Annotated in this window: 24 protein-coding genes; 13 read left to right on the forward strand and 11 right to left on the reverse strand. The window is 72.1% G+C overall.

The genetic code is table 11. From position 1 onward, the window contains the following. Positions 1 to 43: 43 nt before the first annotated feature. Positions 44 to 448, reverse strand: a complete 405-nt coding sequence (locus ACFXAE_RS27335) for an SseB family protein (RefSeq protein WP_384719483.1) — start codon at positions 446 to 448, stop codon at positions 44 to 46. A 197-nt stretch (positions 449 to 645) separates the two neighbouring features. Here ACFXAE_RS27335 and ACFXAE_RS27340 point away from each other — a divergent pair, with 197 nt between their 5' ends. Both ACFXAE_RS27340 and ACFXAE_RS27345 read left to right on the forward strand, forming a co-directional pair. Continuing rightward, positions 646 to 2,091, forward strand: coding sequence for a glyceraldehyde-3-phosphate dehydrogenase (locus tag ACFXAE_RS27340; protein WP_384719485.1), 1,446 nt, complete (start codon positions 646 to 648; stop codon positions 2,089 to 2,091). A gap of 159 nt (positions 2,092 to 2,250) precedes the next feature. Then, positions 2,251 to 3,219 (forward strand): hypothetical protein, encoded by a 969-nt coding sequence (locus tag ACFXAE_RS27345; protein WP_384719487.1) that lies wholly within the window; start codon positions 2,251 to 2,253, stop codon positions 3,217 to 3,219. A 24-nt stretch (positions 3,220 to 3,243) separates the two neighbouring features. Here ACFXAE_RS27345 and ACFXAE_RS27350 read toward each other — a convergent pair whose 3' ends face one another. Continuing rightward, positions 3,244 to 5,052 (reverse strand): FAD-dependent oxidoreductase, encoded by a 1,809-nt coding sequence (locus ACFXAE_RS27350; RefSeq protein WP_384719489.1) that lies wholly within the window; start codon positions 5,050 to 5,052, stop codon positions 3,244 to 3,246. A 233-nt stretch (positions 5,053 to 5,285) separates the two neighbouring features. Between ACFXAE_RS27350 and ACFXAE_RS27355 the strand changes: the two genes are divergently transcribed. The 7 genes from ACFXAE_RS27355 to ACFXAE_RS27385 all read left to right on the forward strand — a co-directional run bounded on the left by ACFXAE_RS27355 (position 5,286) and on the right by ACFXAE_RS27385 (position 10,587). Then, on the forward strand, positions 5,286 to 6,410 hold the full coding sequence (locus ACFXAE_RS27355) for a SchA/CurD-like domain-containing protein (RefSeq protein ID WP_384719491.1): 1,125 nt from the start codon (positions 5,286 to 5,288) through the stop codon (positions 6,408 to 6,410). 69 nt (positions 6,411 to 6,479) lie between these two features. Beyond that, complete coding sequence (locus ACFXAE_RS27360) at positions 6,480 to 6,947, forward strand: cupin domain-containing protein (RefSeq protein ID WP_384719493.1); 468 nt, start codon at positions 6,480 to 6,482, stop codon at positions 6,945 to 6,947. Beyond that, on the forward strand, positions 6,944 to 8,212 hold the full coding sequence (locus ACFXAE_RS27365; protein WP_384719495.1) for a beta-ketoacyl-[acyl-carrier-protein] synthase family protein: 1,269 nt from the start codon (positions 6,944 to 6,946) through the stop codon (positions 8,210 to 8,212). The genes ACFXAE_RS27360 and ACFXAE_RS27365 overlap by 4 nt, the downstream gene beginning before the upstream one ends. Next, positions 8,209 to 9,453, forward strand: a complete 1,245-nt coding sequence (locus ACFXAE_RS27370) for a ketosynthase chain-length factor (protein WP_384719497.1) — start codon at positions 8,209 to 8,211, stop codon at positions 9,451 to 9,453. Before ACFXAE_RS27365 ends, ACFXAE_RS27370 begins: the two co-directional genes overlap by 4 nt. Before the next feature lie 27 nt (positions 9,454 to 9,480). Next, complete coding sequence (locus tag ACFXAE_RS27375) at positions 9,481 to 9,741, forward strand: acyl carrier protein (protein ID WP_384719499.1); 261 nt, start codon at positions 9,481 to 9,483, stop codon at positions 9,739 to 9,741. Positions 9,742 to 9,743: 2 nt separating this feature from the next. Then, positions 9,744 to 10,226 carry an SRPBCC family protein gene (locus tag ACFXAE_RS27380; RefSeq protein ID WP_384719501.1) on the forward strand — a complete coding sequence of 161 codons (483 nt, stop codon included), beginning with the start codon at positions 9,744 to 9,746 and terminating at the stop codon, positions 10,224 to 10,226. A gap of 25 nt (positions 10,227 to 10,251) precedes the next feature. Continuing rightward, on the forward strand, positions 10,252 to 10,587 hold the full coding sequence (locus ACFXAE_RS27385; protein ID WP_384719503.1) for a TcmI family type II polyketide cyclase: 336 nt from the start codon (positions 10,252 to 10,254) through the stop codon (positions 10,585 to 10,587). 85 nt (positions 10,588 to 10,672) lie between these two features. Here the strand turns inward: ACFXAE_RS27385 and ACFXAE_RS27390 are convergent, their stop codons facing one another. The 4 genes from ACFXAE_RS27390 to ACFXAE_RS27405 form a co-directional block, all read right to left on the reverse strand. Beyond that, the gene (locus ACFXAE_RS27390) at positions 10,673 to 11,701 is read right to left on the reverse strand and encodes a methyltransferase (RefSeq protein WP_384719505.1); all 1,029 of its coding nucleotides are present in this window, start codon (positions 11,699 to 11,701) and stop codon (positions 10,673 to 10,675) included. A 46-nt stretch (positions 11,702 to 11,747) separates the two neighbouring features. After that, complete coding sequence (locus ACFXAE_RS27395) at positions 11,748 to 12,815, reverse strand: nitrous oxide reductase family maturation protein NosD (RefSeq protein ID WP_384719507.1); 1,068 nt, start codon at positions 12,813 to 12,815, stop codon at positions 11,748 to 11,750. A 184-nt stretch (positions 12,816 to 12,999) separates the two neighbouring features. Beyond that, entirely contained in the window at positions 13,000 to 14,574 is a 1,575-nt protein-coding gene (locus tag ACFXAE_RS27400) for an MDR family MFS transporter (protein WP_384719544.1), read from the reverse strand. Between the two features lie 177 nt (positions 14,575 to 14,751). Then, positions 14,752 to 15,432 (reverse strand): TetR family transcriptional regulator, encoded by a 681-nt coding sequence (locus tag ACFXAE_RS27405; protein WP_384719509.1) that lies wholly within the window; start codon positions 15,430 to 15,432, stop codon positions 14,752 to 14,754. Between the two features lie 311 nt (positions 15,433 to 15,743). Between ACFXAE_RS27405 and ACFXAE_RS27410 the strand changes: the two genes are divergently transcribed. Together ACFXAE_RS27410 and ACFXAE_RS27415 are read left to right on the forward strand one after the other, a co-directional pair. After that, the gene (locus tag ACFXAE_RS27410) at positions 15,744 to 16,499 is read left to right on the forward strand and encodes an IclR family transcriptional regulator (protein ID WP_384719511.1); all 756 of its coding nucleotides are present in this window, start codon (positions 15,744 to 15,746) and stop codon (positions 16,497 to 16,499) included. 120 nt (positions 16,500 to 16,619) lie between these two features. Further along, entirely contained in the window at positions 16,620 to 17,789 is a 1,170-nt protein-coding gene (locus ACFXAE_RS27415; protein WP_384719513.1) for a 4-hydroxybenzoate 3-monooxygenase, read from the forward strand. Positions 17,790 to 17,876: 87 nt separating this feature from the next. Here the strand turns inward: ACFXAE_RS27415 and ACFXAE_RS27420 are convergent, their stop codons facing one another. Next, positions 17,877 to 19,664: a flavin-containing monooxygenase gene (locus tag ACFXAE_RS27420; RefSeq protein ID WP_384719515.1), complete on the reverse strand. Its 1,788-nt coding sequence runs from the start codon at positions 19,662 to 19,664 to the stop codon at positions 17,877 to 17,879. Positions 19,665 to 19,823: 159 nt separating this feature from the next. On the opposite strand from ACFXAE_RS27420, the gene ACFXAE_RS27425 reads away from it, so the two are divergent. Next, a complete protein-coding gene (locus ACFXAE_RS27425) occupies positions 19,824 to 20,843 on the forward strand; it encodes an SMP-30/gluconolactonase/LRE family protein (RefSeq protein WP_384719517.1) in 1,020 nt (339 codons plus the stop codon). Positions 20,844 to 20,847: 4 nt separating this feature from the next. On the opposite strand, the gene ACFXAE_RS27430 is transcribed toward ACFXAE_RS27425, so the two are convergent. Together ACFXAE_RS27430 and ACFXAE_RS27435 are read right to left on the reverse strand one after the other, a co-directional pair. Continuing rightward, positions 20,848 to 21,432, reverse strand: coding sequence for a TetR/AcrR family transcriptional regulator (locus ACFXAE_RS27430; protein WP_384719519.1), 585 nt, complete (start codon positions 21,430 to 21,432; stop codon positions 20,848 to 20,850). Positions 21,433 to 21,473: 41 nt separating this feature from the next. Continuing rightward, positions 21,474 to 22,112, reverse strand: coding sequence for a TetR/AcrR family transcriptional regulator (locus ACFXAE_RS27435; RefSeq protein ID WP_384719521.1), 639 nt, complete (start codon positions 22,110 to 22,112; stop codon positions 21,474 to 21,476). A gap of 140 nt (positions 22,113 to 22,252) precedes the next feature. On the opposite strand from ACFXAE_RS27435, the gene ACFXAE_RS27440 reads away from it, so the two are divergent. Further along, positions 22,253 to 23,014 carry an SDR family NAD(P)-dependent oxidoreductase gene (locus ACFXAE_RS27440; RefSeq protein ID WP_384719523.1) on the forward strand — a complete coding sequence of 254 codons (762 nt, stop codon included), beginning with the start codon at positions 22,253 to 22,255 and terminating at the stop codon, positions 23,012 to 23,014. A 27-nt stretch (positions 23,015 to 23,041) separates the two neighbouring features. On the opposite strand, the gene ACFXAE_RS27445 is transcribed toward ACFXAE_RS27440, so the two are convergent. Further along, positions 23,042 to 23,947, reverse strand: coding sequence for a LysR family transcriptional regulator (locus ACFXAE_RS27445; protein WP_384719525.1), 906 nt, complete (start codon positions 23,945 to 23,947; stop codon positions 23,042 to 23,044). Between the two features lie 36 nt (positions 23,948 to 23,983). Next, on the reverse strand, positions 23,984 to 25,183 hold the full coding sequence (locus ACFXAE_RS27450) for a glycine C-acetyltransferase (protein ID WP_384719527.1): 1,200 nt from the start codon (positions 25,181 to 25,183) through the stop codon (positions 23,984 to 23,986). Between the last annotated feature and the right edge of the window lie 25 nt (positions 25,184 to 25,208).

Raw genomic sequence — 25,208 nt, forward strand, 5'->3', positions numbered from 1 at the left:
GGCCCCGGTCGGCACGCCGGGCCGGCAGTGCGGCCCGGCCGGCTCACGGGCGGGCCAGCAGCGTACGCACTCCCTCCGAGGTGAGCGTCAGACGGTGCTCGGAGCTGCCGTCGATGGTGAGCGACAGTTCCTCGGCCGGCCACTGGGCGGCGAGCGCGCCGAGCGGGACGAGCCGGTAGCGGGAGACGAACGGCAGCAGCCCGGCCATCTCCAGTTCGGACGTGAACACGGGTACCACCTGCGTGCCGCCCGGTTGCTCCAGCACCGGAAGGGCGACCGCGCCGGGGCCGGTGGCATCCTCGTCGCCCGCGTCGTCCGGCACCGGGATCAGTACGTCGCTGTTCGCGAGGGCGTCCAGCGCCATCGTGTCCGCGGTGTTCTCCGACAGTGCGTCCAGGGCCCGCTGCGCGGGCGTGGGGGCGTTGTTCTCGTGCGCGGGTGTCTCCATGGCAGATTCCCTGGTAGCGGCGGTCGTAGGGCCCGCCCGGGACAGGATCCGGCCCGGGCACAGTGCTGCACGCGTACCCGTTCGCATGTCGCGCAACCCTGCGTTCCGGTGTGCCCACCGGCCTTCTTGCACCCCTTCGGGACCCGGCAGCCCGCATGGCTATCATATGAGCACCCTCTAGCTCGAAAGATGATCCTGTGACTGTCAACGAAGACTCGTTCACCCACTGGAAGCACCGCGAGGAGATCGCGGAGTCGATGATCCCGATCATCGGGAAGCTGCACCGGGAGCGGGACGTGACCGTCCTGCTGCACAGCCGCTCCTTGGTGAACAAGTCGGTGGTCAGCATCCTCAAGACCCACCGCTTCGCCCGGCAGATCGCCGGCGAGGAGCTCTCGGTCACCGAGACGCTGCCCTTCCTGCAGGCGCTCACCACGCTCGACCTCGGCCCGTCCCAGATCGACATCGGCCTGCTCGCCGAGGCCCACCGCACCGACGACCGGGGCATGTCCGTCGAGGAGTTCACCGCCGAGGCCGTCGCCGGCGCCACCGGCGTGAACAAGATCGACCGCCGCGAGCCGCGCGACGTCGTCCTCTACGGCTTCGGCCGCATCGGCCGTCTCCTGGCCCGGCTGCTCATCGAGAAGTCGGGGTCCGGCAACGGCCTGCGCCTGCGCGCGATCGTGGTCCGCCGGGGCGGTGAGCAGGACATCGTCAAGCGGGCCTCGCTGCTGCGCCGCGACTCCGTGCACGGCCAGTTCCAGGGCACCATCACCGTCGACGAGGCGAACAGCACGATCACCGCCAACGGCAACACCATCAAGGTGATCTACGCGGGCGACCCGACGGAGATCGACTACACGGCGTACGGCATCAAGAACGCCATCCTCATCGACAACACCGGCAAGTGGCGCGACCGCGAGGGGCTCTCGCTGCACCTGCGTCCCGGCATCGACAAGGTGGTGCTGACCGCGCCCGGCAAGGGCGACGTGCCCAACATCGTGCACGGCGTCAACCACGACACCCTCAAGCCGGACGAGCGGATCCTGTCCTGCGCGTCCTGCACCACCAACGCGATCGTGCCGCCGCTGAAGGCGATGGCGGACGAGTACGGGGTGCTGCGCGGGCACGTGGAGACGGTCCACTCGTTCACCAACGACCAGAATCTACTGGACAATTACCACAAGTCGGAGCGCCGCGGCCGGTCGGCGCCGCTGAACATGGTGATCACCGAGACGGGCGCCGCCTCGGCCGTCGCCAAGGCGCTGCCCGACCTCGACGCGACCATCACCGGCAGCTCGATCCGGGTCCCCGTGCCGGACGTCTCGATCGCGATCCTCAACCTCCGGCTGGGCCGCGTGACCGACCGTCAGGAGGTCCTGGACCACCTGCGCAACGTGTCGCTGACCTCGCCGCTCAAGCGCCAGATCGACTTCATCAGCGCCCCCGACGCGGTCTCCAGCGACTTCATCGGCTCGCGCCACGCCTCGATCGTCGACGCCGGCGCGCTGAAGGTCGAGGGCGACAACGCGATCCTCTACCTCTGGTACGACAACGAGTTCGGCTACTCCTGTCAGGTCGTCCGGGTCGTCCAGTACGTTTCCGGGGTGGAGTACCCGACGTACCCGGCCCCGGCGGCCTGATCCGGAAGCCGGCAAGCGGAACGGACGCAGCGGCGGGGCGGGGCCGGCGAGATGCCCCGCCCCGCCCCGGTCTGCCCGCTGTACCGGCGGTAAGGGGCAGATCGGTAACGATCATTCCGTCCGGGTTGCCGGAACACGTGGAGTTCCTAGTCTTCCGGCATGGCCCTCTTCAGCAGTCGCACCGGTAAACGCCCCCGTATCGTGCCCGCCCTCGACGACGCCGGGCTGGCGCGCGTGCTGGGGCGGTTGAGCAAGCGGAACGGGGGCGGCAGGGCCGCGGACGTGACCCTCGTGTCCTCCTTGCTGGAGGAGACGGGGGACGACTGGGACCGCCGCGGTCACCGGGTGTCCGTACTGGCCGAGGCGACGGCCGACGCGGGGATCGCGGCGGCGTGGCTGGGCCGGGAGCCGCAGAGCGCGGACGCCCTGCTGTTCCACTCCTGGACCGGGCTGGTGCGCGGTCTGCGGGACGGACACCTGGAGGACGCCGGGCAGTTGATCTCCCAGTGCCACCAGGCCGCCGAACGAAGACCGGAGGACCCGCTGCCGTGGGTGGTCCTGCTCGGTGTGTCCCGGATCGAGCGCTACGGCCAGAACGACGTCAACGCCATCTGGCGGGAGGCCACCGGGCGCGACCGCTGGCACCGTGAGGCGTATCTGCAGATGCTCGCCTATCTGTCGCCGGAGGAAGGGGGGTCCAGCGCGGCCGTCCTCGACTTCGTCGACGTGGTGCGCACCCGTATCCCGGCCAACGCGCCGTGTGCCGCGGTCGAATTGACCGCGACCGTGCGGCAGTACCAGGGGCTGCTGGCGCAGGGCGGGGTACGGGCCATGACGGCCGGGCAGCTGTGGGAGGGCGGGCAGATCGCCGCCGCGCTGGAACAGGCGGCGGCGCTGTGGGCGAAACCGGGCTTCCTCCAGCACGCGGCGGCGCAGGCCGATCTGAACGTACTGGCGTACGCGTTGTGCGCGGCCGGGCGTGCCGTCGACGCGCATCACGTGTTCGAGGCACTGCAGGGCATGGTCACGCCCTGGCCGTGGAACGCCGACGGGCCCGCGATCCAGCGGTTCGAGCAGCACCAGGCCAAGGCGGAACGGGGACGGCAGGGCGGCGTCGGCGGAGCGTGACGCCCGCCGGCCGCCGCTCCCCCGTCAGCTCCGCGCCAGGACGGTGGTGACGGCCTCCCGCAGCACCGCCGCCGGGTCCGGCACGGGCCCTTCGGAGCGCCAGGCGACGAAGCCGTCGGGGCGGACCAGTACCGCGCCGTCCGCGGTGATCCCGTGCGCCCGGGCCCAGTCGGCACCGTCCTCGGGTGTCAGTTCCGCGTCGGGTCCTTCGCCCACCCGGTACGCGTCGAGCGGTACGGACAGGTCCTTCGCGGCCTTTGCCGCCGCGGTGTGCCAGTCGCAGGCGCCGCTCGCGGAACTCAGCAGCACGCACGACCTCTCGTACAGGTCGAGCGTGGAGATCCGGGTGCCGGAGCGGTCCAGCCACACGTGCGGGGCGCGACTGCCGGGCTCGCCGGTCAGCATCACCCCGTCGGGGATGACCGGCGCCGCCGGGTCGGCGCCCAGGACCGCGCCGCGCGGATAGCGGTAGCAGAGCGCCACATTGAGGATGCCGCCCGGCTTCATCCCGGGACCACCGGGGCCACCGGGACCGCCCGCTCCGGGACCACCAGGACCACCGGGACCACCCGCTCCGGGACCACCAGGACCACCGGGACCACCCGCTCCGGGACCACCAGGACCACCGGGACCACCAGGACCGGGACCACCAGGACCACCGAGGGCGGGGGCGCCGGGGGCGGGCGTGTACCCGGGGTGACTGTGCTCGCTCGAACGGGAGGAGGCACGGGAGCTGGTCGCCTCCGCGACGGGCCGGCGTTCGGCGTCGTAGGACTCCAGCAGGCCGGGCTCGGCCCAGCCGCCGAGCACGGCGGCCAGCTTCCAGGCGAGGTTGTGGGCGTCCTGGATGCCGGTGTTGGAGCCGAACGCCCCGGTGGGCGACATCTCGTGGGCGGAGTCGCCGGCCAGGAACACCCGGCCGTCGGCGTACCGTTCGGCGACCCGCTCGGCGGCGTGCCAGGCGGCCCGGCCGGTGATCTCCACGTCGAGGTCCGGCACGCCGACGGCCTTCCGGATGTGGGCGACGCACCGCTCGTCGGTGAACTCCTCGAGGGTCTCGCCGTGTTCGGGGTGCCAGGGGGCGTGGAACACCCAGTGATCCCGGTTGTCGACCGGCAGCAGGGCTCCGTCGGCGTCCGGGTTGGTCAGGTAGCAGACGATGAACCGCCGGTCCCCGACGACACCGGCGAGACCGCGGGAGGTGAACGTGAGGCTCACGTTGTGGAACAGGTCGCCCGGGCCGTTCTGCCCGATGCCCAGCGACTCACGGACGGGGCTGCGCGGGCCGTCCGCGGCGACGAGGTAGTCCGCCCGGATCCTGGTGTGCTCGCCGGTCTCCCGGCTCTTGACCAGCACCGTCACACCCTCCGCGTCCTGCTCGAAGGACAGCATCTCCGTCCCGAAGCGCAGGTCCCCGCCGAGTTCACGGGCTCCCTCGAGGAGCACCGGTTCCAGGTCGTTCTGGCTGCACAGGCACCACCCGCTGGGGCTGAAGCGGGCGAGCCCGCCGCCGGGGTCGATCTCCTGGAGCAGCCACTCGCCCTCGTCGCCCGCCAGGCTCGGGGTCTGCCAGATGCCGTGGTTGTCCGCCAGGACCGACGCGGCCCGGCCGATGCGCTGCTCGAGCCCGGCCGTCCGGAACAGCTCCATGGTGCGTACGTTGTTCCCCCGCCCGCGCGGGTGGATCGACGTGCCCGCGTGGCGTTCGACGAGCGTGTGCGGCACACCGAGGCGCCCCAGGAACAGGGACATGGACAGGCCCACCAGGGAGCCGCCGACGATGAGGACCGGCGTGCGGTGATCCGCCCGGCCGGCCGTATCCGATCGATTCATTGAAACGCCTCCAGCGTCGCCCACGAGGGGCTGTGGAACAGGACGCACCTTTCATGCCCGGTGCGGACCGGTCCGCGTCCCGGCGGCACCCGGATGACACGCGGTTCACCCGCCTGCCCCGTGTCGCTCGCGCACACCGGAAGGTCGCGTCAACGATCGACTCATGGCGGCCCCGGCTCTTCGGACACGGCGGTCGTCGCCTGACCTTCCGAAGAAGAGGAGAGGTGCGCCGGATGACCATGTCGGCAGGCATTTCGCAGTCGGCGTTCGACGGCTCGAGGCTGCGGGTGATCCTGCTCCTCGACCTGTACGAGGGGGCTCAGGAGCAGTTCCTCGCCGCGTACGAGCACATGCGCAACAAGGTCGCGTCCGTTCCCGGTCACATCAGCGACCAGCTGTGCCAGTCGATCGAGAACCCCTCGCAGTGGCTCATCACCAGCGAGTGGGAGAGCGCCCTGCCGTTCCTCGCGTGGGTGAACAGCGAGGAGCACATCCAGATCGTCCGGCCGATGCACAGCTGCGTCCGGGACACCCGGTCGATGCGCTACAGCGTCCTGCGGGAGACCCATCCGGACCAGCCGCTCACTCCCGAGGCCGCGAAGGCGGGCCTCCAGAAGGCGGCCCGCGTGGGCGCCGGGGTGACCCGCCACGCCCTCACCTTCACCGTCAAGCCGGGCTCCGAGTCCAAGGTCGTGGACATCCTGGCCAACTACGACGCGCCCGAGGCACGGATCAACGGCGTCACGCGACTGCACCGCACCTCGCTCTTCATGCACGGCAACCGCGTCGTGCGGGCCGTGGAGGTGGAGGGCGACCTGCTGGCCACCCTGTGCCACGTGGCCAGCCAGCCCGAGGTCCAGGCGGTGGAAGAGGCCATCAACCCCTACCTGGAGCAGGACCGGGATCTGTCCGACTCCGACTCCGCGCGGGTGTTCTTCACCCGGGCGGCGCTCCCCGCCATGCAGCACGTGATGACCGGTCGCCCGGAACCCGCCCGCCTGCGGCGGCACATGCTGTACTACCCGGCCCTGGCGGACCGCGGCCTGGAGCTGGCCCGGTTCCTCGCCCACCAGGACGAGGCCGCGGCGAACGACCCGGACAGCCCGGTGTACGCGAGCACCGTCTTCCAGCGCGACGACGTCGTGGTCCGCATGATCGACGTCACCGGCGAACTCGATCTCGACCCCGCCGCCGCCCTCGGCGTCAAGGCGCCGGGCAGGGCGGCCGAGCTGGAGCGTCTCCTGGACGGCGCCGCGATCGGCGTCGAGGGCTCCCTGGACTCGGAGCGCAACCTCAACCGGCTCCTGGCGCACGCCGACATGATGCCGGTCACCGACCGCAGCTCCGCACATTCCTGAAGGTCGACCGCGGTGACGTCCGCGGCCGTGCCCGTCCGGACGTCACCGGTACACCCGGAGGTAACAACCATGTCCAAGCAGCATCCACGCATCGTGGACCTGAGCGAGACGGAACCCAACCGACGGCGCGGAGGTGACCTCAGGACCCTGCTCACCCCGGCCACCGTGGGCTCCACCAGCGGCTTCATGGGCCTGGCGATCATCAAGCCCGGAGAGCGCATCGGCGAGCACTACCACCCGTACTCCGAGGAGTTCGTGTACGTGGTCAGCGGCGCGCTCGAAGTGGACCTGGACGGCGAGCCGTTCGCGCTCCGCGCCGAGCAGGGACTGATGATCCCGATCGACATGCGGCACCGTTTCCGCAACGTCAGTGACCAGGAGGCCCGCATGGTGTTCCACCTGGGCCCGCTCGCCCCGCATCCGAGCCTCGGCCACGTCGACACCGAGGAGACCGAGAGCGCCGTCACCGGGCCGCAGTTGAAGGTCGGCGGTCCCGAGCACGGCCGGCCGGCCGAGCCGAGCGAGGCCATAAAATGACCCGCCGGGTGGCCGTCACCGGTATAGGTGTGGTCGCTCCCGGCGGCATCGGAGCGACGGCGTTCTGGGATCTTCTGGCAGCCGGCCGCACCGCGACCCGCGGCATCTCCCTGTTCGATCCGGCGGGCCTGCGCTCGCGCATAGCCGCCGAATGCGACTTCGACCCGTTCGAGCACGGCCTGGACGCGGATCTGTGCCAACACGCGGACCGCTACATCCAGTTCGCCGTGGTCGCCGCCGCCGAGGCCGTGCGCGACTCCGGACTCGACACCGAGGCCACGGACCCCTGGCGCACCGCGGTCTCGCTGGGCAGCGCGGTCGGCGGCACCACCCGGCTGGAAAGCGACTACGTGCGGGTCAGCGAGGGCGGCCGGCGCTGGGACGTGGACCACCGGCAGGCGGAACCGAAGCTGCACCTGGCCTTCTCGCCGAGCACGCTCGCCTCGGTCGTCGCCGAGCGGTTCAACGCCCGCGGCCCGGTGCAGACCGTCTCCACCGGCTGCACCTCCGGGCTCGACGCGGTCGGCTACGCCTTCCACACCATCGCCGAGGGCCGGGCCGACGTCTGCTTCGCGGGGGCGTCCGACTCGCCGATCTCACCGATCACGATGGCCTGCTTCGACGCCATCAAGGCGACGTCGCCCAACAACGACGACCCCGAGCACGCCTCCCGGCCCTTCGACGCCCATCGCGACGGCTTCGTGATGGGCGAGGGCGCGGCCGTGCTCGTCCTCGAGGAGTACGAGCACGCGCGGGCCCGCGGCGCGGAGATCCTCTGCGAGATCAGCGGCTACGCCACCTACGGCAACGCCTACCACATGACCGGTCTGACCGGTGAGGGGCTGGAGATGGCCCGAGCGATCGACACCACGCTCGGCCAGGCCCGTATCGACCCCACGCTGATCGACTACGTCAACGCGCACGGCTCCGGCACCCGGCAGAACGACCGGCACGAGACGGCCGCCGTGAAGCGGTCCCTGGGCGCGCACGCCCACGAGACGCCCATGAGCTCCATCAAGTCGATGGTGGGGCACTCGCTGGGCGCGATCGGCGCGATCGAGGTGGTCGCCTGCGTCCTCGCGCTGAAGCACCAGGTGGTGCCGCCCACGGCGAACTACGAGACCCCCGACCCCGAGTGCGACCTGGACTACGTGCCGCGCACCGCCCGCCCGCGGAAGCTGAACCATGTGCTCTCCGTCGGCAGCGGATTCGGCGGCTTCCAGTCCGCGGTGCTGCTGTCCGGGCCGGGTGGGAGGACACGATGAGCAATCGGCGCCCCGGGCGCGCGGCCGTCACCGGCATCGGTGTGATCGCGCCCAACGGACTGCGGACCGACGCCTACTGGAAGTCCGTCCGCGAAGGCCTCGGCGTGCTGGATCTGATCAGCCGCGAGGGCTGTGACCATCTGCCGCTGCGGGTGGCGGGCGAGGTCCGGGCCTTCGACCCGGCGGACCTCATCGAGGACCGGTTCCTGGTGCAGACCGACCGGTTCAGCCACTTCGCGATGGCCGCCGCCGCTCTCGCCCTCGACGACGCCGGACTCGGCGGTGACCCCGCGGAGCCGTTCTCCATCGGCGTGGTCACCGCCGCCGGATCGGGCGGCGGCGAGTTCGGCCAGCGCGAGCTGCAGAAACTGTGGGGGAAGGGCTCCAAGTTCGTCGGCCCTTACCAGTCCATCGCCTGGTTCTACGCCGCGAGCACCGGCCAGATCTCCATCCGCAGCGGCCTCAAGGGGCCGTGCGGGGTGGTGGCGAGCGACGAGGCGGGCGGTCTGGACTCCCTCGCGCACGCGGCCCGGGCCGTGCGACGCGGCACCGACGTCATGGTCGTGGGGGCCGCGGAGGCACCGCTGGCCCCGTACTCGATGGTCTGCCAGCTCGGCTACCCCGAGCTCAGCACCGTCGACGACCCCGACCGTGCCTACCGTCCGTTCACCGAGAAGGCGTGCGGCTTCGTGCCCGCCGAGGGCGGAGCGCTGCTCGTCGTCGAGGACGAGGAGCGGGCCCGGATGCGCGGAGTGCCCGTACGGGCCACCGTGGCCGGCCACGCCGCCACGTTCACCGGGGCCTCCCGCTGGGCGGAGTCCCGGGAGGGCCTGGCCCGCGCGATCCGCGGCGCCCTCGACGAGGCGGGCTGCGCGCCGGAGGAGATCGACGTCGTGTTCGCCGACGCCCTGGGCGTCCCCGAGGCGGACCGCGCCGAGGCGCTGGCGATCGCCGACGCCCTGGGCGCACACGGCACCCGCGTCCCGGTCACGGCGCCCAAGACGGGCATCGGGCGCGCCTACTGCGCGGCGCCCGTGCTGGACACGGTGGCCGCGGTGCTCGCCATGGAGCACGGCTCGGTGCCCCCGACGCCCAACGTGTTCGACATCTGCCACGACCTCGACCTGGTGATGTCGCGCGCTCGCCCCGCCGAGCTGCGCACCGCCCTGGTCCTCAGCAGGGGACTGATGGGCTCCAACGCGGCGCTGGTCGTGCGCCGCGGTGACGATTCCGCCCGGTAGGTCCGGGCGGGGAAGGAGAAGTCACCCATGATCACCTCCGAAGTGACCTTCGACGAGCTGGCCACGCTGATGAAGCAGGCGGCCGGCATCACCGTCGACCCCCAGGAACTGAAGCGGTCGGCGGAATCCCCCTTCGACGTCTTCGGCCTCGACTCGCTCGGCCTGCTCGGCATCGTCGGCGAGCTGGAGAACCGGTACGGCACGTCGCTTCCCCCCGACTCGGAGCGCTGCCGGACGCCCCGGGAGTTCCTGAACCTCGTCAACAGCACCCTCACGGCTGGAGCCTGAAAGTGGCCGGACACACCGAGAACAGCATCACCATCGACGCTCCCTTCGACCTCGTGTGGGAGATGACCAACGACCTGGAGAACTGGCCGCGGCTGTTCAGCGAGTACGCGTCCGTGGAGGTCCTCTCCCGTGAGGGCGCCACGACGACGTTCCGGCTCACCATGCACCCGGACGAGAACGGCAAGGTGTGGAGCTGGGTGTCGGAGCGCACCCCGGACCGGGAGAAGCGGATCGTCCGCGCCCGCCGTGTCGAGACGGGCCCGTTCGCCCACATGGACATCGTGTGGGAGTACGCGGAGCTGCCGGGCGGTGTGCAGATGCGCTGGACGCAGGACTTCGCGATGAAGCCCGACGCCCCGGTCGACGACGACTGGATGACGGACAACATCAACCGCAACTCCCGTACGCAGCTGGCCCTCATCCGGGACCGGATCGAGCAGGTCGCCCGCGACAGCGAGAGCACGTCCGTCGCGTCCTCGCGCTGAACACCGGCCCACGGAAGGAAACCCGATGCACCACGCCCTCATCGTCGCCCGGATGAAGCCCGGTTCGGCTCCGGACATCGCCGGCGTGTTCGCCGACTCCGACCGGGGTGAACTCCCCCGTCTGGTCGGTGTCAGCCGGCGCAGCCTCTTCCAGTTCGGCGACGACGTGTACCTGCACCTCATCGAGGCCGAGCAGGACCCGGCACCCGCGATCGCGAAGGTCGCCGGACACCCCGAGTTCCGCAGCATCAGCGAGCGGCTGGAGGCGTACGTCAGCCCGTACGACCCGGCCACGTGGCGCAGCCCCAAGGACGCCATGGCGCAGTGCTTCTACCGCTGGGAGCGGAGCGCCGGTTCCTGAGCGGACGGCCGCGGACAACCCCGAGGCCGCCGGTCCCGCGTCAGTCGCGGAGCCGGCGGCCTCGGGGTTGTCGGCACGCCTCCGGTCAGCCGGGGACGGTGCACTCGAAGGCGTGGAGATAGGCGTTGACCGGGTTGATGTCACCGATGACGAGTCCCGCGTCGGTCAGCCGGTCGACCATGCTCCGCCGGGTGTGTTTGGCACCGCCGACGTTGAGGAGCAGCAGCAGGTCCATGGCGGTGGTGAACCGCATCGACGGGGTGTCGTCGACGAGGTTCTCGATGACGACGACCCGGGCTCCGGGCCGTGCCGCCGCGCGGACGCCTGCGAGCACCCGGCGGGTGCTGTCGTCGTCCCACTCCAGGACGTTCTTGATGATGTACACGTCCGCCCGGACGAGGACGCCCTCGCGGCAGTCCCGGGCCACGACCTCGACCCGGCCGGCGAGCGAGCCGCCCTCGCGCAGCCGCGGGTCGGCGTTCTCCACGACGCCCGGCAGGTCGAGCAGGGTGCCGTGCAGATGGGGGTGCTTCTCCAGGAGGCCGGCCAGGACGTGCCCCTGGCCGCCCCCGATGTCCACGACGGAGGAGGCGTCGTCCAGGTCGAGCAACCGGGCCACGTCGCGTGCGGACTGCTCGCTGGACGTCGTCATGGCCCGGTTGAACACGTGGGCGGACTCGGGGGCGGACTCGTTGAGGTAGGTGAAGAACTCCTGGTCGTACACGTCCTCGAAGACGTTGCCGCCCGAGCGCACCGCCTCGTCGAGCAGCGGCCAGACGTTCCAGGTCCACGGCTCGGTGCACCACAGGGCGATGTACCGCAGGCTGTGCGGGTCGTCCTCGCGCAGCAGCCGTGACATCCCGGTGTGCTCGAAGGTGCCGTCGGGGTTCTCGGCGAAGACGCCCTGGCAGGACAGGGCGCGCAGCAGCCGCCGCAGGGTGTGCGGCTGGGTCTTCACCGCCGTCGCCAGGTCGTCGACGGTCATGGGGGTGCCGTCCAGCGCGTCCGCCACGCCCAGGCGGACGGCCGCGCGTACGGCGGCGGCGCACGCCGCCCCGAAGACGAGCTCCCGCAGCCGCATGGGCGGCGGGGGAGCCGGATCGACGGTGGTCATCCGTTGCCTCGCTTCTGCTGTCGTGCAGTGGGTGGGGGCGGAGCGGTCAGCACATGCCCGCGGGTTCGGAGAGCGTGCAGGTGTTGCGGCTGAACGTGTTGTTCTCGGCGGTGTCCCGGTCGGCCAGGTCGGCCGGGCTGTTGCCGGTCACCAGGTTGTCGCGGATCTCGTTGCGCTCGCTGGGGGCGTTGACGAGGCTCTTGAAGAGCACGATGCCGCCGGACAGCGGGGAGGTGCCCCTGTTGTTCTCGACCCGGTTGTAGGCGACCAGCGTCTCCTCGGCGCCGGTGAGGACGATGCCCGAGCCCTGCAGGAAGGGCAGCCGGGGCGTCTTGGGGCAGTACTCGTTGTTGGCGTGGACGTGGTTGCGCGTCACGCGCAGGGCGCCGGCGCGCGGCTCGGACTCGTCGCCCACCACGAAGACGGCGGCGCAGTTGCCGGTGACCTCGTTGCGGTCGACGGTCAGGTTCCGCAGCCGGCGCACGGTGACGCCGATCCGGTTGCCGGCCATCCGGTTGTCACGGATCACGGTCCTCTCCGCGTCCCGGGCGCCTTCCTCGGTGTCGACGGTGTTGGCCACGAACAGCCCGGCGTCGCCGTTCTGCCGGACGAGGTTGTGGCTGAGCACGCTGTGCACGGAGCGTTCCTCGGCGATGCCCCACCGGCCGTTCTTCTCCGCCTTCACGTGCATGACCCTCAGCCCGTCGGTGCCGGTGGCCCACAGCCCGTTCTCGGCGAAACCCCGCACCGTCAGCGACCGTACGGTGACGTCCCCGAGGGGACTCCTGTCGGTGCCGGTGACGCAGATGCCGTTGCCGGCCTTCGCGCAGGCGTTCTTGCTCTTGCCGGCGTCCGCGGCGGGCATCAGTACGGTGCGGCCGGCGCCGTGGCCGCGCAGGGTCAGGTCCGGCACCTTGATGCCGACGCTCTGCTTGTAGGTGCCGGGCGCGAGGAGGACGGTGTCCCCCGGCTTCGCGGCGTCCACGGCCTTCTGGATCGACTGGCCGGGCTGTACCCGGTGCACGGTCGGATGGTGGACCGACGGGGCGGCGCCCAGCCCCGCGGCCACGACGGCGGCGGTACAGACGAGAAGGGCGACATGTCGTTTGTTCATGAGCCGAAGCTATGAGCGGAGGTTGGGCCCCGCCACCGGTGATCACCCAGGCGGGCCGAGGCCCCCGCCCGACGGGTGATCACCCGGCCGGCCCGTCTCCCGCACGACGACGGACGGGGCCGCCCACCGTCGTGCGGTGGGCGGCCCCGTCCGTTTCCACGGGTCCCGTCGGCCGGGTCGCGGCTCAGGCGACCGGGGTCACCCGGTCCTTGCCCGGCGGGGTGTCCGCGGTGGCGGACTCCTCGGCGAGGCGTTCCAGACCGCTGGTGGTCTTCAGCGGCTTCTCCTTCAGGAACACGACGGCGACCAGGGCGAGCAGCGCGAACGGGGTGGCGATGAGGAACAGGTCGGCGGTGGCGACACCGTAGGCGTGCTCCACGATCTCCCGCATCGGGGCGGGCAGCGTGCTCATGTCCGGGACGCTGTGCCCGCCGCCCGAGCCGCCCTCGGCTCCTCCGGCGGCGCCCGCCTTCTCCAGCCCCTTGGCCATCTCGTCGGCGACCCGGTTGGCGAGGATCGCGCCGAGGACGCTGGTGCCGATCGTGCCGCCCATGCTGCGGAAGAAGGACAGCACCGAGGTCGCGGCGCCCAGCTCGGCCGCGGGGACGTCGTTCTGCGCGGCGAGCACCAGGTTCTGCATCAGCATGCCGACTCCGACGCCGAGGACGGCCATGTACAGGCTGAGCAGTCCGAAGTGCGTGTCCGCGTCGATCAGGGAGAGCAGCGCGAGGCCGACGGTCATGATGACCGCGCCCGCCACCAGGTACCTCTTCCACTTGCCGGTCCGGCTGATCAGCTGCCCGGCGACGGTGGACGACACCAGCAGACCCAGGATCATCGGCAGGCTCATCAGACCGGCGACGGTCGGCGACTTGCCCAGGGAGACCTGGAAGTACTGCGAGAGGAAGACGGTCCCGCCGAACATGGCGACACCGACCAGGAGGCTGGCCACCGTGGTCAGGGTGACCGTGCGGTTCTTGAAGATGTCGAGCGGGATGACCGGCTCGTCGGTACGGGCCTCGACGAGGACCGCCAGGGCCAGCAGCAGCACGCCGCCGATCACGAGTGCGGCGGTCTGCCACGACGCCCAGTCGAACTGGTTGCCGGCCAGCGAGACCCAGATGAGCAGCGCGCAGACACCGGCGACGATCAGGAAGGCGCCGAGCCAGTCGATCTTCACCTGGCGCTTGACGGTGGGCAGCTTCAGCGTGCGCTGCAACAGGGCGATGGCCAGCAGGGCGAACGGCACTCCGATGAAGAAGCACCAGCGCCAGCCCAGCCAGTCGGTGTCCACCAGGACACCGCCGATCAGCGGTCCGGCCACGGTGCCGACGGCGAACACGGCACCGAAGATGCCCGAGTACTTGCCCAGTTCCCGGGGCGGGATGACGGCGGCCATGACGACCTGCGCGAGCGCGGTCAGACCACCCGCGCCGATGCCCTGCACGACCCGGCTGAAGATCAGCAGCGTCGTGTCGTGGGAGAAGCCCGCCAGCAGCGAACCGACCACGAACATCAGCAGGGAGAGCTGGAGCAGCAGCTTCTTGTTGAACAGGTCGGACAGCTTGCCCCACAGGGGCACCGTCGCGGTCATGGCCAGCAGTTCGGCGGTGACGACCCAGGTGTAGGAGGACTGGCTGGCGCCCAGGTCGGCGATGATCGTCGGCAGCGCGTTGGAGACGACGGTGCCCGCCAGGATGGCGACGAACATGCCGGCCATCAGGCCCGACATGGCCTGGAGTATCTGCCGTTGGGTCATGGAGGCGGGAGGCGCGTCGGCGGGCGCCGGGGGTGAGCTCACGGGATCTCTTTCGGACGGTGGTCGGACGGTCACGCGCGCGGGACGGGCGCCGACGGGTGCCGGCACGCTCGTGGGCGCGGAACGGACAGCGGGTGCGGCGGCCGCGGCGGGAGGCCGGGCGGCCGATATGAGGACTTACGCGGGAGGTGCCGGAAGACCGGCGGCGAGGAGGGCGAACACCTCCTGGAAGACGTCGAGGAAGGCGGCTTCCTCCTGCCGGGCGCACCAGTGCTCCACACTGGTGCGCACCGCGGTGCCCGCCACCGCGGCCAGCAGCCGCGGGTAGAGGTCGAGCGCACCGCGCCGTTCCTCGTCGGTCGCGGGGGCGGGCGGGGACGCGGATGCCGTCGGCCCGCCGGCGCGGATGCGCGCGGCGATGGCCTCGGCCAGTTCGGTCTCGTCCGCCATGTGCGCGCCGAGCGTGCGGACCAGCAGGTGCGGCGAGGCGTGCAGCACCCGGGCGTGCAGCCGCCACAGCTCGTGCTGCTGCTCCGCCTCGGCGAGTTCCGCCGCCATGGCCTCGCGCAGGGCCTGGAGCGGGGAGAGCGCGGCCGGCGCGTCGAGTACGGCCCGCCGCATCCGCGCGCCCGCGTCCGCGTCGACCACGACGAAGGCGTCGTCGCGGGTGTCGAAGTAGTTGAAGAAGGTCCGCACGGACACCCCGGCCGCCGCGCTGATCGCCTCGACGGTGACCTTCTCCGCACCGTGTTCGGCGGCCAGCCGCACGGCGGCCTCGGCGAGAGCGGCACGCGTCGCCCGCTTCTTCCGCTCCCGCAGCCCGCCCTGCGCGGCGCCCTTCTCCGACATACCTTGCATGCTATGCAAAGATGCACGTCATGCAAAATTGCCTCCGGCCGGCTCCTGTCCGACGGGAGGCCGGGCGGGAGACACGGGCGGGAGGCACGGGCCACGGGCGGACGGCGGGACCGCCCCGCTCGTCGCGCTCCCGCGCCCGGACGAGGCGTCCTCCGGCACCGGCGCCGGCATCCCCGCCGACGGCGGGCGCACCGCGCACGGCGGCGTGAAGTCCGTCTCCGGGGCTCTGTGCGAGGGGGCATCGCCCCGATACTCGACATGGCGGCAGGCCGGCCGCCCGCACGCCGTCGAAGGGCGGGGAAGGACGGACGATGGCGAACTCACGGTCCGGGGAAACGGTCACCGAGCGGATCGTCCGCGTCCTCGAGACGTTCGACACCGACCGGACCGTGCAGACGGCGGCGGAGATCGGGCGGCGCGCGAGGCTGCCGTCGTCCACGGCGCACCGGATGGTGGCCGATCTCGTGGAGTGCGGGCTGCTGGAACGGGACGAGGAGCAGCGGGTGCGGCTGGGCATGCGGCTGTGGGAGCTGGCGCTGCGCGGCTCCCACGCCCTGCGCCTGCGGCAGGCGGCACTGCCGTTCATGGAGCGGGTGCAGGCCCGGGTCCGGGAGCACACCCAGCTCGCGGTGCTGGAGAACGGCGAAACCCTCTTCGTGGAGCGTCTGTCCCATCCGCAGGCGGGCGCGAACATCACCCGGATCGCCGGGCGGCTGCCCCTGCACGCCTCGTCGTCGGGGCTGGTCCTGCTCGCCCACGGTCCGGAGGAGCTGCGGGAGCGGGTCCTCGCCGAGCCGCTCGAGGCGGTGTCGCCGGAGACCGTGACCGACCCGGCGCTGCTGCGCCGCGTCCTGGCCGGCATCCGGCGTGACGGCGCCGTCGTGGCTCCGGGGACGGTCGAGGCCGTCTCCACGGGCGTCGCCGTGCCGGTGCGCGAGGGACGTGGGCGGGTGATCGCCGCGCTGTCGGTCGTCCTCCCCCGCTCCACGCCGACCGGCCCCGTGGCCGAGGTGCTGCGCTCCGCCGCCGCGGGCATCTCGGCGGCGCTCGGCGCGCGCCGCCCGTAGCCGCCGGCCCGGCCGCGGGTCGTGGAGATCCGGTTCCCGTTCAATGGGAAGGATCGTCGTCAACAGGGGCGGACCGGCGCCAGACTCCCTGTCACCCCGTCGGCCGTCGAAGGAGACGACATGCCCGTACGCACCCGAGTCGCCGTGATCGGAGCAGGCCCCGCCGGTCTGCTGCTGTCCCATCTGCTCGGCCGCCACGGCATCGAGTCGGTCGTCATCGACTCCCGCAGCCGCGAGGAGATCGAGACCACCATCCGGGCCGGCATCCTGGAGCAGGGCACCGTCGAGGTCCTCGGCGAGACGGGAGCCTCCGACCGGGTTCTCACGGCCGGGCAGAAGCACGAGGGCATAGAGCTGCGCTTCGACGGCGAGGGCCACCGGATCGACTTCGCCGCGTCCGTCGGCCGGGCCGTGTGGCTCTATCCGCAGCACGAGGTGCTGAAGGACCTGGTCGCCGCGCGCCTCGCCGCCGGCCAGGACCTCCGCTTCCAAATGACCGCCGAGCGCGTGGAGGACGCGGAGACGGACCGGCCCCGCGTCGTGGCCAAGGACGCCGAGGGCAGCACCGTGGAGATCGAGGCCGACGTCGTCATCGGCGCGGACGGCTCCCGCAGCGTGGCCCGCGAAGCCGTCACGGGCACGTACGGCGGCTACTTCCGGGAGTACCCGTTCGCCTGGTTCGGCATCCTGTGCGAGGCGCCGCCCAGCGCCGAGGAGCTGATCTACAGCAACTCGCCGAACGGCTTCGCGCTGATCAGCCGGCGCAGCCCCGGTGTGCAGCGCATGTACTTCCAGTGCGACCCGACGACCGACACCGGGGCGTACTCCGAGGAGCAGCTGTGGGAGATCCTGCGGTCCCGTGTCCCCGGCACCACCCTCAACGAGGGCCGCGTCTTCCAGCGGGACGTACTCCGTTTCCGCAGCTTCGTCGCGCACGAGATGCGCCGGGGCCGGGTCGTGCTCGTCGGCGACGCTGCGCACACCGTGCCGCCCACCGGCGCCAAGGGCATGAACCTCGCCGTCGCCGACGTCGTCGTGCTCACCGAGGCGCTGCGGGCGCTGCTGCTCGACGGGGACGAGTCCCTGTTCGACGCCTTCCCCGACACCGCCCGAAAGCGCATCTGGAAGGCGCAGCACTTCTCCTGGTGGATGACGAGCCTGCTGCATCTGCAGCCCGGGGCGAGCGACTTCGACCGCATGCGCCAGATCGGCGAGCTGCGCTCGGTCGTCGAGTCGGACGCCGGCCGCGCGTATCTCGCCGAGGGCTACACCGGATGGCCGTTCGGGTGACCGCCGGGGCGGCGGCCGTTCTCCGCCCGAGTGGCACGATTTCCCCCGATCGGCCGTCCGCGCCCGTGCGTTCGGGAAGGGCCGGCCTCAGGCGAGCACCTCGTCCATGGACTCCTCCCGCCAGCGGCGCAGGAGTTCGTGGAAGGCGTGGGCGCCGTGCGGATAGGCCGTCGGGCCGCCCGGGCGGCCGAGCCCTTCGCGGTTGTAGTAGCCGGGGGTGCACTCGGCGTGGAACCACTCGTGGTCGGGGGCGCCTTCGGCCATGGCGGCGAGCCAGGCGTCCTCCGCCTCGCGGGACGGTTCGACGAGGGCGCCCTTGGCTTCGGCCGCCGCCACCAGGGCGGCGGCGTGCACGGCCTGTTCGTCCAGGACGTGCGTGAAGTTGACGCTGCTGGCGTTCTGCAGGGAACCCATCTGGATCAGGTTCGGGAAGCCGTGGGCGGTGAAGCCGTGCAGGGTGCGGATGCCGTCGCGGGCCCACGCGTCGAGCAACCGGGTTCCGCCCCGGCCGCGGACGGGCAGCTTGCCGGAGTGGACGCCGGAGACGCCGACGGCGAACCCGGTGGCGAAGATCAGGCAGTCGAGCGCGTACGCGGTGCCGCCCACCACGACGCCGTCCTCGGTGACGCGTTCGATGCCGTGGGTGTCCGCGGTGTCGACCAGGGTGACGTTGCTCCGGTTGAAGGCCGCGTAGTACGTGTCGGAGAAGGTGGGGCGCTTGCAGGCGTACCGGTACCAGGGCGTGAGCGTCTCCGCCGTCGACGGGTCGGTGACCGCCCGGGCGACGCGGGCCCGCACCTCGTTCATCTTCGCCGCGTCGGCGATCTCGTAGGCGGTCTCGAAGGCCTCCCGGTCGGCGGGGCGGCGAAAGCTCGGCAGCAGCTTCTCCAGCAGGCCCGCCGACGACGTCCAGCCGTCCGCCACGAGATCCTCGTCGAACGTCTCGCCCGAGACGACGCGCAGGAAGTTCTCCCGGCGCGCGCGGGCCCAGCCCTCGCGGTCCGCGCCGACGTCCCCGGCCGTGGTGCGGCGGTTGGCGCGCACGTCCACCGTGGAGGGGGTGCGCTGGAAGACGTGGACGTGCCCGGCGTCCTCGGCCAGCATCGGGATGACCTGCACGCCGGTGGCGCCGGTGCCGACGACGCCCACGCGCTTGTCCGCGAGCCCGATCAGGCCGCCTTCCGGGGTGCCGCCGGTGTAGGCGTAGTCCCAGCGGGACGTGTGGAAGGTGTGCCCCTCGAAGTCCTGGATGCCGGGTATCCCGGGCAGTTTGGGCTCGCTCATGGTGCCGGTGCTGGTGACGACGTACGTCGCCCGGAACCTGTCGCCGCGGTCGGTGTCCACGATCCAGGTGCGGGAGCTCTCCTCCCAGGTCAGCGCGGTGACGGTGGTGGAGAACAGGGCGTCCGCGTACAGGTCGTACTGCCGCGCGATCCGCATCGCGTGCTGCCGGATCTCCTCGCCCGGGGAGTACTTCCACTCCGGTACGTATCCGGTCTCGTCCAGCATCGGCAGGTACACGTGGGACTCGATGTCGCAGTGGATGCCCGGGTACCGGTTCCAGTACCAGGTGCCGCCGAAGTCGCCGCCCTTGTCGAGGATCCGGACGCGTGCCACGCCCCGCTGCCGCAGCCGCGCCCCGGCGAGGATGCCGCCGAAACCACCGCCGACGACGGCGACGTCGACGGTGTCGCACAGCGGCTCGCGCCCGGCCGGCTCGCCCGCGTACGGGTCGGCGGCGTAGAAGCCGAACTCCGCGTCGGCGCCGAGGTACTGGCGGAGGCCGTCGGGCCGTACGCGCCGCTCGCGCTCGCGGCGGTAGCGCCGCCGCAGCGCGGCGAGCTCGTCGGGGGCCTGTGTGTGAGGGGACGTCATGTGGGGGGACCTCGCTTCTCTCCGTCTGCTGTCATGGCCGGACGGCCGCGAACTGCCGTGGGAACGAACGGCCTTGACGCACCGTAGCAACAACCGGACAGCGTTGTCCGGTTAGGGTTCGGGGGCACGTCGACCTTCGGACAGGAAGAAGTGACCCCCATGCGACGACTCCGGAACCGATCCCTTGCCGTGCTGGCCGCGCTCGGCGCACTGGCCCTGACCGGATGCGGCAGCGACCGGCACGCTCCCGGCGACGGGGCGGCCCGCGGCGCCGCGGGCCGGACCATCACCGCCCACCAGCTCATGCGGCTGACCACGGTCCACGAGGAGACGGGAATGACCCTGCTGGAGGGTCCGGTGTTCGGCGAGGACGGCGAGCTGACCGTCGTCGACGTCACCGCGCCCGCCGGAGAACCGAAGGTGCTGCGCGTCGATGTCCGCAAGAGGACGGCGCGGAAGGTCTTCACGGACGGCCGGGGCGCCTACACCTCGGCCCAGTTCAGCCCGTACGACGGACGGCTCTACCTGTCCGACTTCGCCCACGGCGAGATCGTCTCCCTGGCCCCCGACGGGAGCGACCGGCGCACCTTCTTCACCGGCGAGGTCGACGGCGCCCGGATGCGGCCCGACGACATCGCCTTCGACCGGGACGGCGACCTGTACGTCAGCGACTCCCTCGGTCTGTCCGAGGGAGAGGCGCGCGGACGTGTGGTGCGCATCGGCCGGGACGGCGAGGACGTCACCGTCCTGGCCGACGGTCTCGCCGCGCCGAACGGCATCTCGTTCGACGTGGACCACCGCGGGCTGTGGATCAGCGAGCTGACGGAGAACCGGATCTCCTACCTCCCCGTCGCCGCACGGGCCGGGGCAACCGGCCGGCACACGACCGTCCGCGTCGACGGCGGCCTCGCCCAGACCGACTCCCTCGCCGTGGACGCGGACGGCAACCTGTACCAGGGGCTGCACGGCCGGCCCGCGATGGCCGTCTACGACCGGTACGGCGAACGCCTCGCGACGGTGGAGGTGCCGGCCCGCGCCGAGGGTCTCGAGTCGGCGACCAACGTGGCGATCGCCCCCGGCGGGACCAAGGCGTACATGACCGTCAGCGGACCCGCCGGCGGATACCTGTACACCTTCGACGCGCTCGCGGAGGGCATACGGCAGTCCAACGGCGGCTGAGCGCTCAGCCCTCGAAGGGCCGCACCGGTCCCACCGTGACGCCCAGCAGCCGCCAGGCCGCCAGTGCCCGGTGTTCACGTGTCCCGGGCGTGGGGCCGGTGACGGCTCCGGAGACCATGGCGACGGCCAACATCAGGTCGTCCGTCAGGCGGTGGCCGTCCGGAAGGCACCCGCGCAGGGCGCGCTCGACCCGCTCGGACAGGTCCCGGGCGTACGCGTGGGCGGAAAAGCGGCCACTCGTCCCGTCGGCGTGGAGGAGGCCGATGAAGGCCGCCGACTGCGCCAGATGCCAGGTCAGCACGCCCAGCACTCCGCCCGGGGTCGCGCCCTCGGCGGCGGCCGCCCGCTCGATCTGGCGCACGTTCTCCTCCAGGACCGCCGCCGCGACGGCGTCCCGGTCGGGAAAGTGCCGGTACAGCACGCCCTGCCCCACGCCGGCCCGGCGCGCGATCGCGGACAGCGGGGCGTCCAGGCCGTGCGCCGCGTAGATCTCCCGGGCGGCGGTGACCAGAGCGGCCCGGTTGCCGGCGGCGGCTCTCGGCCCCCGGTTCGCGGGCCTCTGCCCGTCCGACGTGGCGTGCTCGGTCATCCGGCCAGGATAACGGGGAGCGGCCGCCCCGCTTTGCGGCCCTACCCGATCCCCTCCGCGGCGACGGCGAGCGCCCGGCGCAGGGTCGCCTCCAGCCCGGCCTCGGCCGCTCCGCGTTCGCCCCGCGCGTGATCGCCGTGCCAGGCGTGGTGCTCGACGGCCGCGCGCAGGGCCGCGTTGAACATCGCCGCACGGATCGTCACGTCCAGGTCGTCGGCCGGCAGTCCGGCCCGCTCGGCCAGGGCGTGGGCGAACGCCTGCTCGGCCTCGTCGTAGGTCTGGAGCCAGACGGCACGCAGTCCGGGCTCGGTCCGGGTGAGCCGGACCAGGGCGCCGACGGTGCCCCGGTCGGGCCCGCCGGCGATGCCGGTCCCCGCCGTCAGCCACCGGTCCACGGCCTCACCGAAGGGCTGTCCGGACGGCCACTCCCGCAGGAGGGCGGTGACGGTGTCAATGCCTTCCGAGAACAGCGGTGTCACACAGCTCTCCTTGCTCGGGAAGTAGCGCCACACGGTGCGCGCCGACACACCGACGGCCCGGCCGATGTGTTCGCCGGTCGTGGACGCGACGCCCCGGGTGACGAACAGTTCCACGGCCGCGCGGGCGATCTCCCGGCGGATCTCGGTCCTGCGCGCCTCGGTCAGGGGCGGTCGTCCCGTGCGGCCATGGGGTGCGGTCATCGGTTCCTCCGGCTCCGGTGAGCGTGTGATCGAGCTCTCGGAGATCTTCCCCCACGATTTTATGTCACTCAGAGACATTAAGTCGTACGGTGGTGCCGCCCGGGGCGGTCGGAGCCCCACACGAGGAACAGGAGAGCTTCATGGCCGGCACATTCGACGGACGCGGCGTCATCGTCACCGGGGCCGGGGCGGGGATAGGCCGTGCCACCGCCCTGGCCTTCGCCGCCGAGGGCGCCCGGGTCCTGGTCGCGGACCTCGACGCGGCGGGCGCCGCGTCGACGGTGGCGGCGATCGAGGAGGCCGGCGGCACGGCGGTCGCCGTCACCGGCGACCTGGGCGACCAGGCCGTCGTGGACCGGGTGACGCGGACCGCCGTCGAGCGCTTCGGCGGCGTGGACGTCCTGGTGAACAACGCCGGGATCATGGACGGGATGACGGCTCTGGCGGACGTGACCGACACGGAGTGGGAGCGCGTCCTGCGGGTCAATCTGACCGCGCCCTTCCTGCTCACCCGCGCCGTGCTGCCGCACATGCTGGCGGCCGGCAGGGGCTCGATCGTCAACACCGCCTCCGAGGCGGGCCTGCGCGGCAGCGCGGCGGGCGCCGCCTACACCGCCTCGAAGCACGGCGTCGTGGGACTGACCAGGAACCTCGCGGTGATGTACCGCAAGCAGGGCATCCGCGCGAACGCCATCGCCCCGGGCGGCACCGCCACCAGCATCGCCGTGAACGCCGACCCGGCCGCCCACGGCCCCGCCGCGCTCGGCCCCCACTTCGTCAACCTCGGCCGCCTGGCCCGGCCCGAGGAACAGGCCGCGGCCATCCTGTTCCTCGCCTCGGACGCGGCGAGCAACATCAACGGGGCGGTCCTGCCGGTGGACGACGGCTGGTCGGCCGTGTGACCCCCGCGCCGGCCCGCGCCCTTTGGCCTACGCTTCCCCGGCCGCCGCGCGGAGGGCGTCGAGGACCGGGCGGATCAGCGGGTGTTCCTCGGCGCCGCGGCGCACGGCGGCGAAGACGCGACGGGTCGGGACCACCCCGTCGACCGGGCGGACGACCACACCCGTGAGGTCCATGCCACGCAGGGCCGAGCGGGGCACCAGGGCGACGCCGACGTCCGCCGAGGCGAGGGCGACCACCGCGCGGAAGTCGTCCGAGGAGTGCTCCATGCGGGGCTGGAACCCGGCGCTCTCACAGGCCAGCACGACCACGTCGTGGCACGGGTTGCCGGGGTACGGACCGATCCACGGGTCCTTGGCCAGCTCGGCGAGCGGTACCTCGGCGGTGTCGGCCAGGCGGTGGGTGACCGGGACGACCGCGTCGAAGGGTTCGGCGTACAGCGGTACGTGGGCCAGCCGCGGGTCGTCGGCGGACGGCGCCCCGCGGTACTCGACCGCCACGGCGACGTCGACCTGCCGGTCCAGGACCATCGGCAGGCTGGCGTCGCCCTCGGCGTCCTGGACCCGGATGCGGATGCCGGGCGCCGACCCGGCGAGGCGGGCCACCGCGGGCGCGACGACCTCGGCGATCCCGGTGGCGAACGCGGCGACCGTGACCGTGCCGGCCTCCCCCGATCCGTAGGCGGCCAGTTCGGCCTCGGCCCGCTCCAGCTGGGCGAGGACGGCGTTGGTGTGGCCGAGCAGGATCTCGCCGGCCGGAGTGAGCCGTACGCCCTTGGCGCCGCGCTCGACGAGACGGTGGCCGGTCTCCTGTTCGAGGGCGGCGAGCTGTTGGGAAACGGCCGAAGGGGTCAGATACAGCGCGGCGGCCGCCGCCGTGACCGTACGGTGGTCCGCCACCGCACGGAGGATGTGGAGCCGCCGCGCCTCGATCATGGATGCGATTGTCTCAAATCGCTCGGTGTGCTCCGCTCAGGCGTCGAGCTCCACCCGTGCCGCCACGAAGGCGTCCACCGCGCGGTCGACGTCCTCGGTGGAGTGCGCGGCGGACAACTGGACGCGGATGCGGGCCTGCCCCTGCGGCACCACCGGGTAGGAGAAGCCGATCACGTACACCCCGCGCTCCAGCAGCAGCTCGGCCAGGCGTCCCGCACGGGCGGCGTCGCCGATCATCACCGGGGCGATGGCGTGGTCGCCGGGGAGGACGTCGAAGCCCTCCTCGGTCATCCGGCGGCGGAACAGGGCGGTGTTCTCGGCGAGCCGGACGCGCAGGTCGTCGGCCGACTCCAGCAGGTCGAGGACCTTCAGGGAGGCGGCGGCGATCACCGGGGCGAGGGTGTTGGAGAACAGGTACGGGCGGGAGCGCTGGCGCAGCAGGGCGACGATCTCCGCGCGGGCGGCGACATAGCCGCCGGAGGCTCCGCCGAGCGCCTTGCCGAGGGTGCCGGTGATGATGTCGACGCGGTCCATGACGCCGTGCAGCTCGGGCGTGCCGCGTCCGCCGGGGCCGACGAAGCCGACGGCGTGCGAGTCGTCGACCATGACCATGGCGCCGTGGCGGTCGGCGAGGTCGCAGATCTCGTCCAGCGGGGCCACGTAGCCGTCCATGGAGAAGACGCCGTCGGTGACGATCAGCGTGCGGCGCGCGCCGCCCTCGGCGGCCTCCTTGAGCTGGCGCTCCAGGTCGGCCATGTCACGGTTGGCGTAGCGGAGGCGGCGGGCCTTGGAGAGCCGGATGCCGTCGATGATCGACGCGTGGTTCAGCGCGTCGGAGATCACCGCGTCCTCGGGGCCGAGCAGCGTCTCGAAGACGCCGCCGTTGGCGTCGAAGCAGGAGGAGTAGAGGATCGTGTCCTCCTGGCCGAGGAACGCGGACAGCCGCGCCTCCAGCTCCTTGTGCACCTCCTGGGTACCGCAGATGAAGCGCACGGACGCCATGCCGTAGCCCCAGCGGTCGAGCGCCTCGTGGGCGGCGGCGACCACCTCGGGGTGGTCGGCGAGGCCGAGGTAGTTGTTGGCGCAGAAGTTGAGGACCTCGCCGGGACGGCCGCCGGCGGTGACGTTCACGGTCGCGGACTGCGGGGTGCCGATGACGCGCTCGGGCTTGTGCAGTCCGGCGGCGCGGATCTCGTCGAGGGTGGCGCGCAGGTCGTCGCGCACGGAGTCGAACATGTCGGGAAGCTCCTAGAGAGGCAGA

This window comes from Streptomyces sp. NPDC059454 (assembly GCF_042749965.1).
GTDB lineage: Bacteria > Actinomycetota > Actinomycetes > Streptomycetales > Streptomycetaceae > Streptomyces.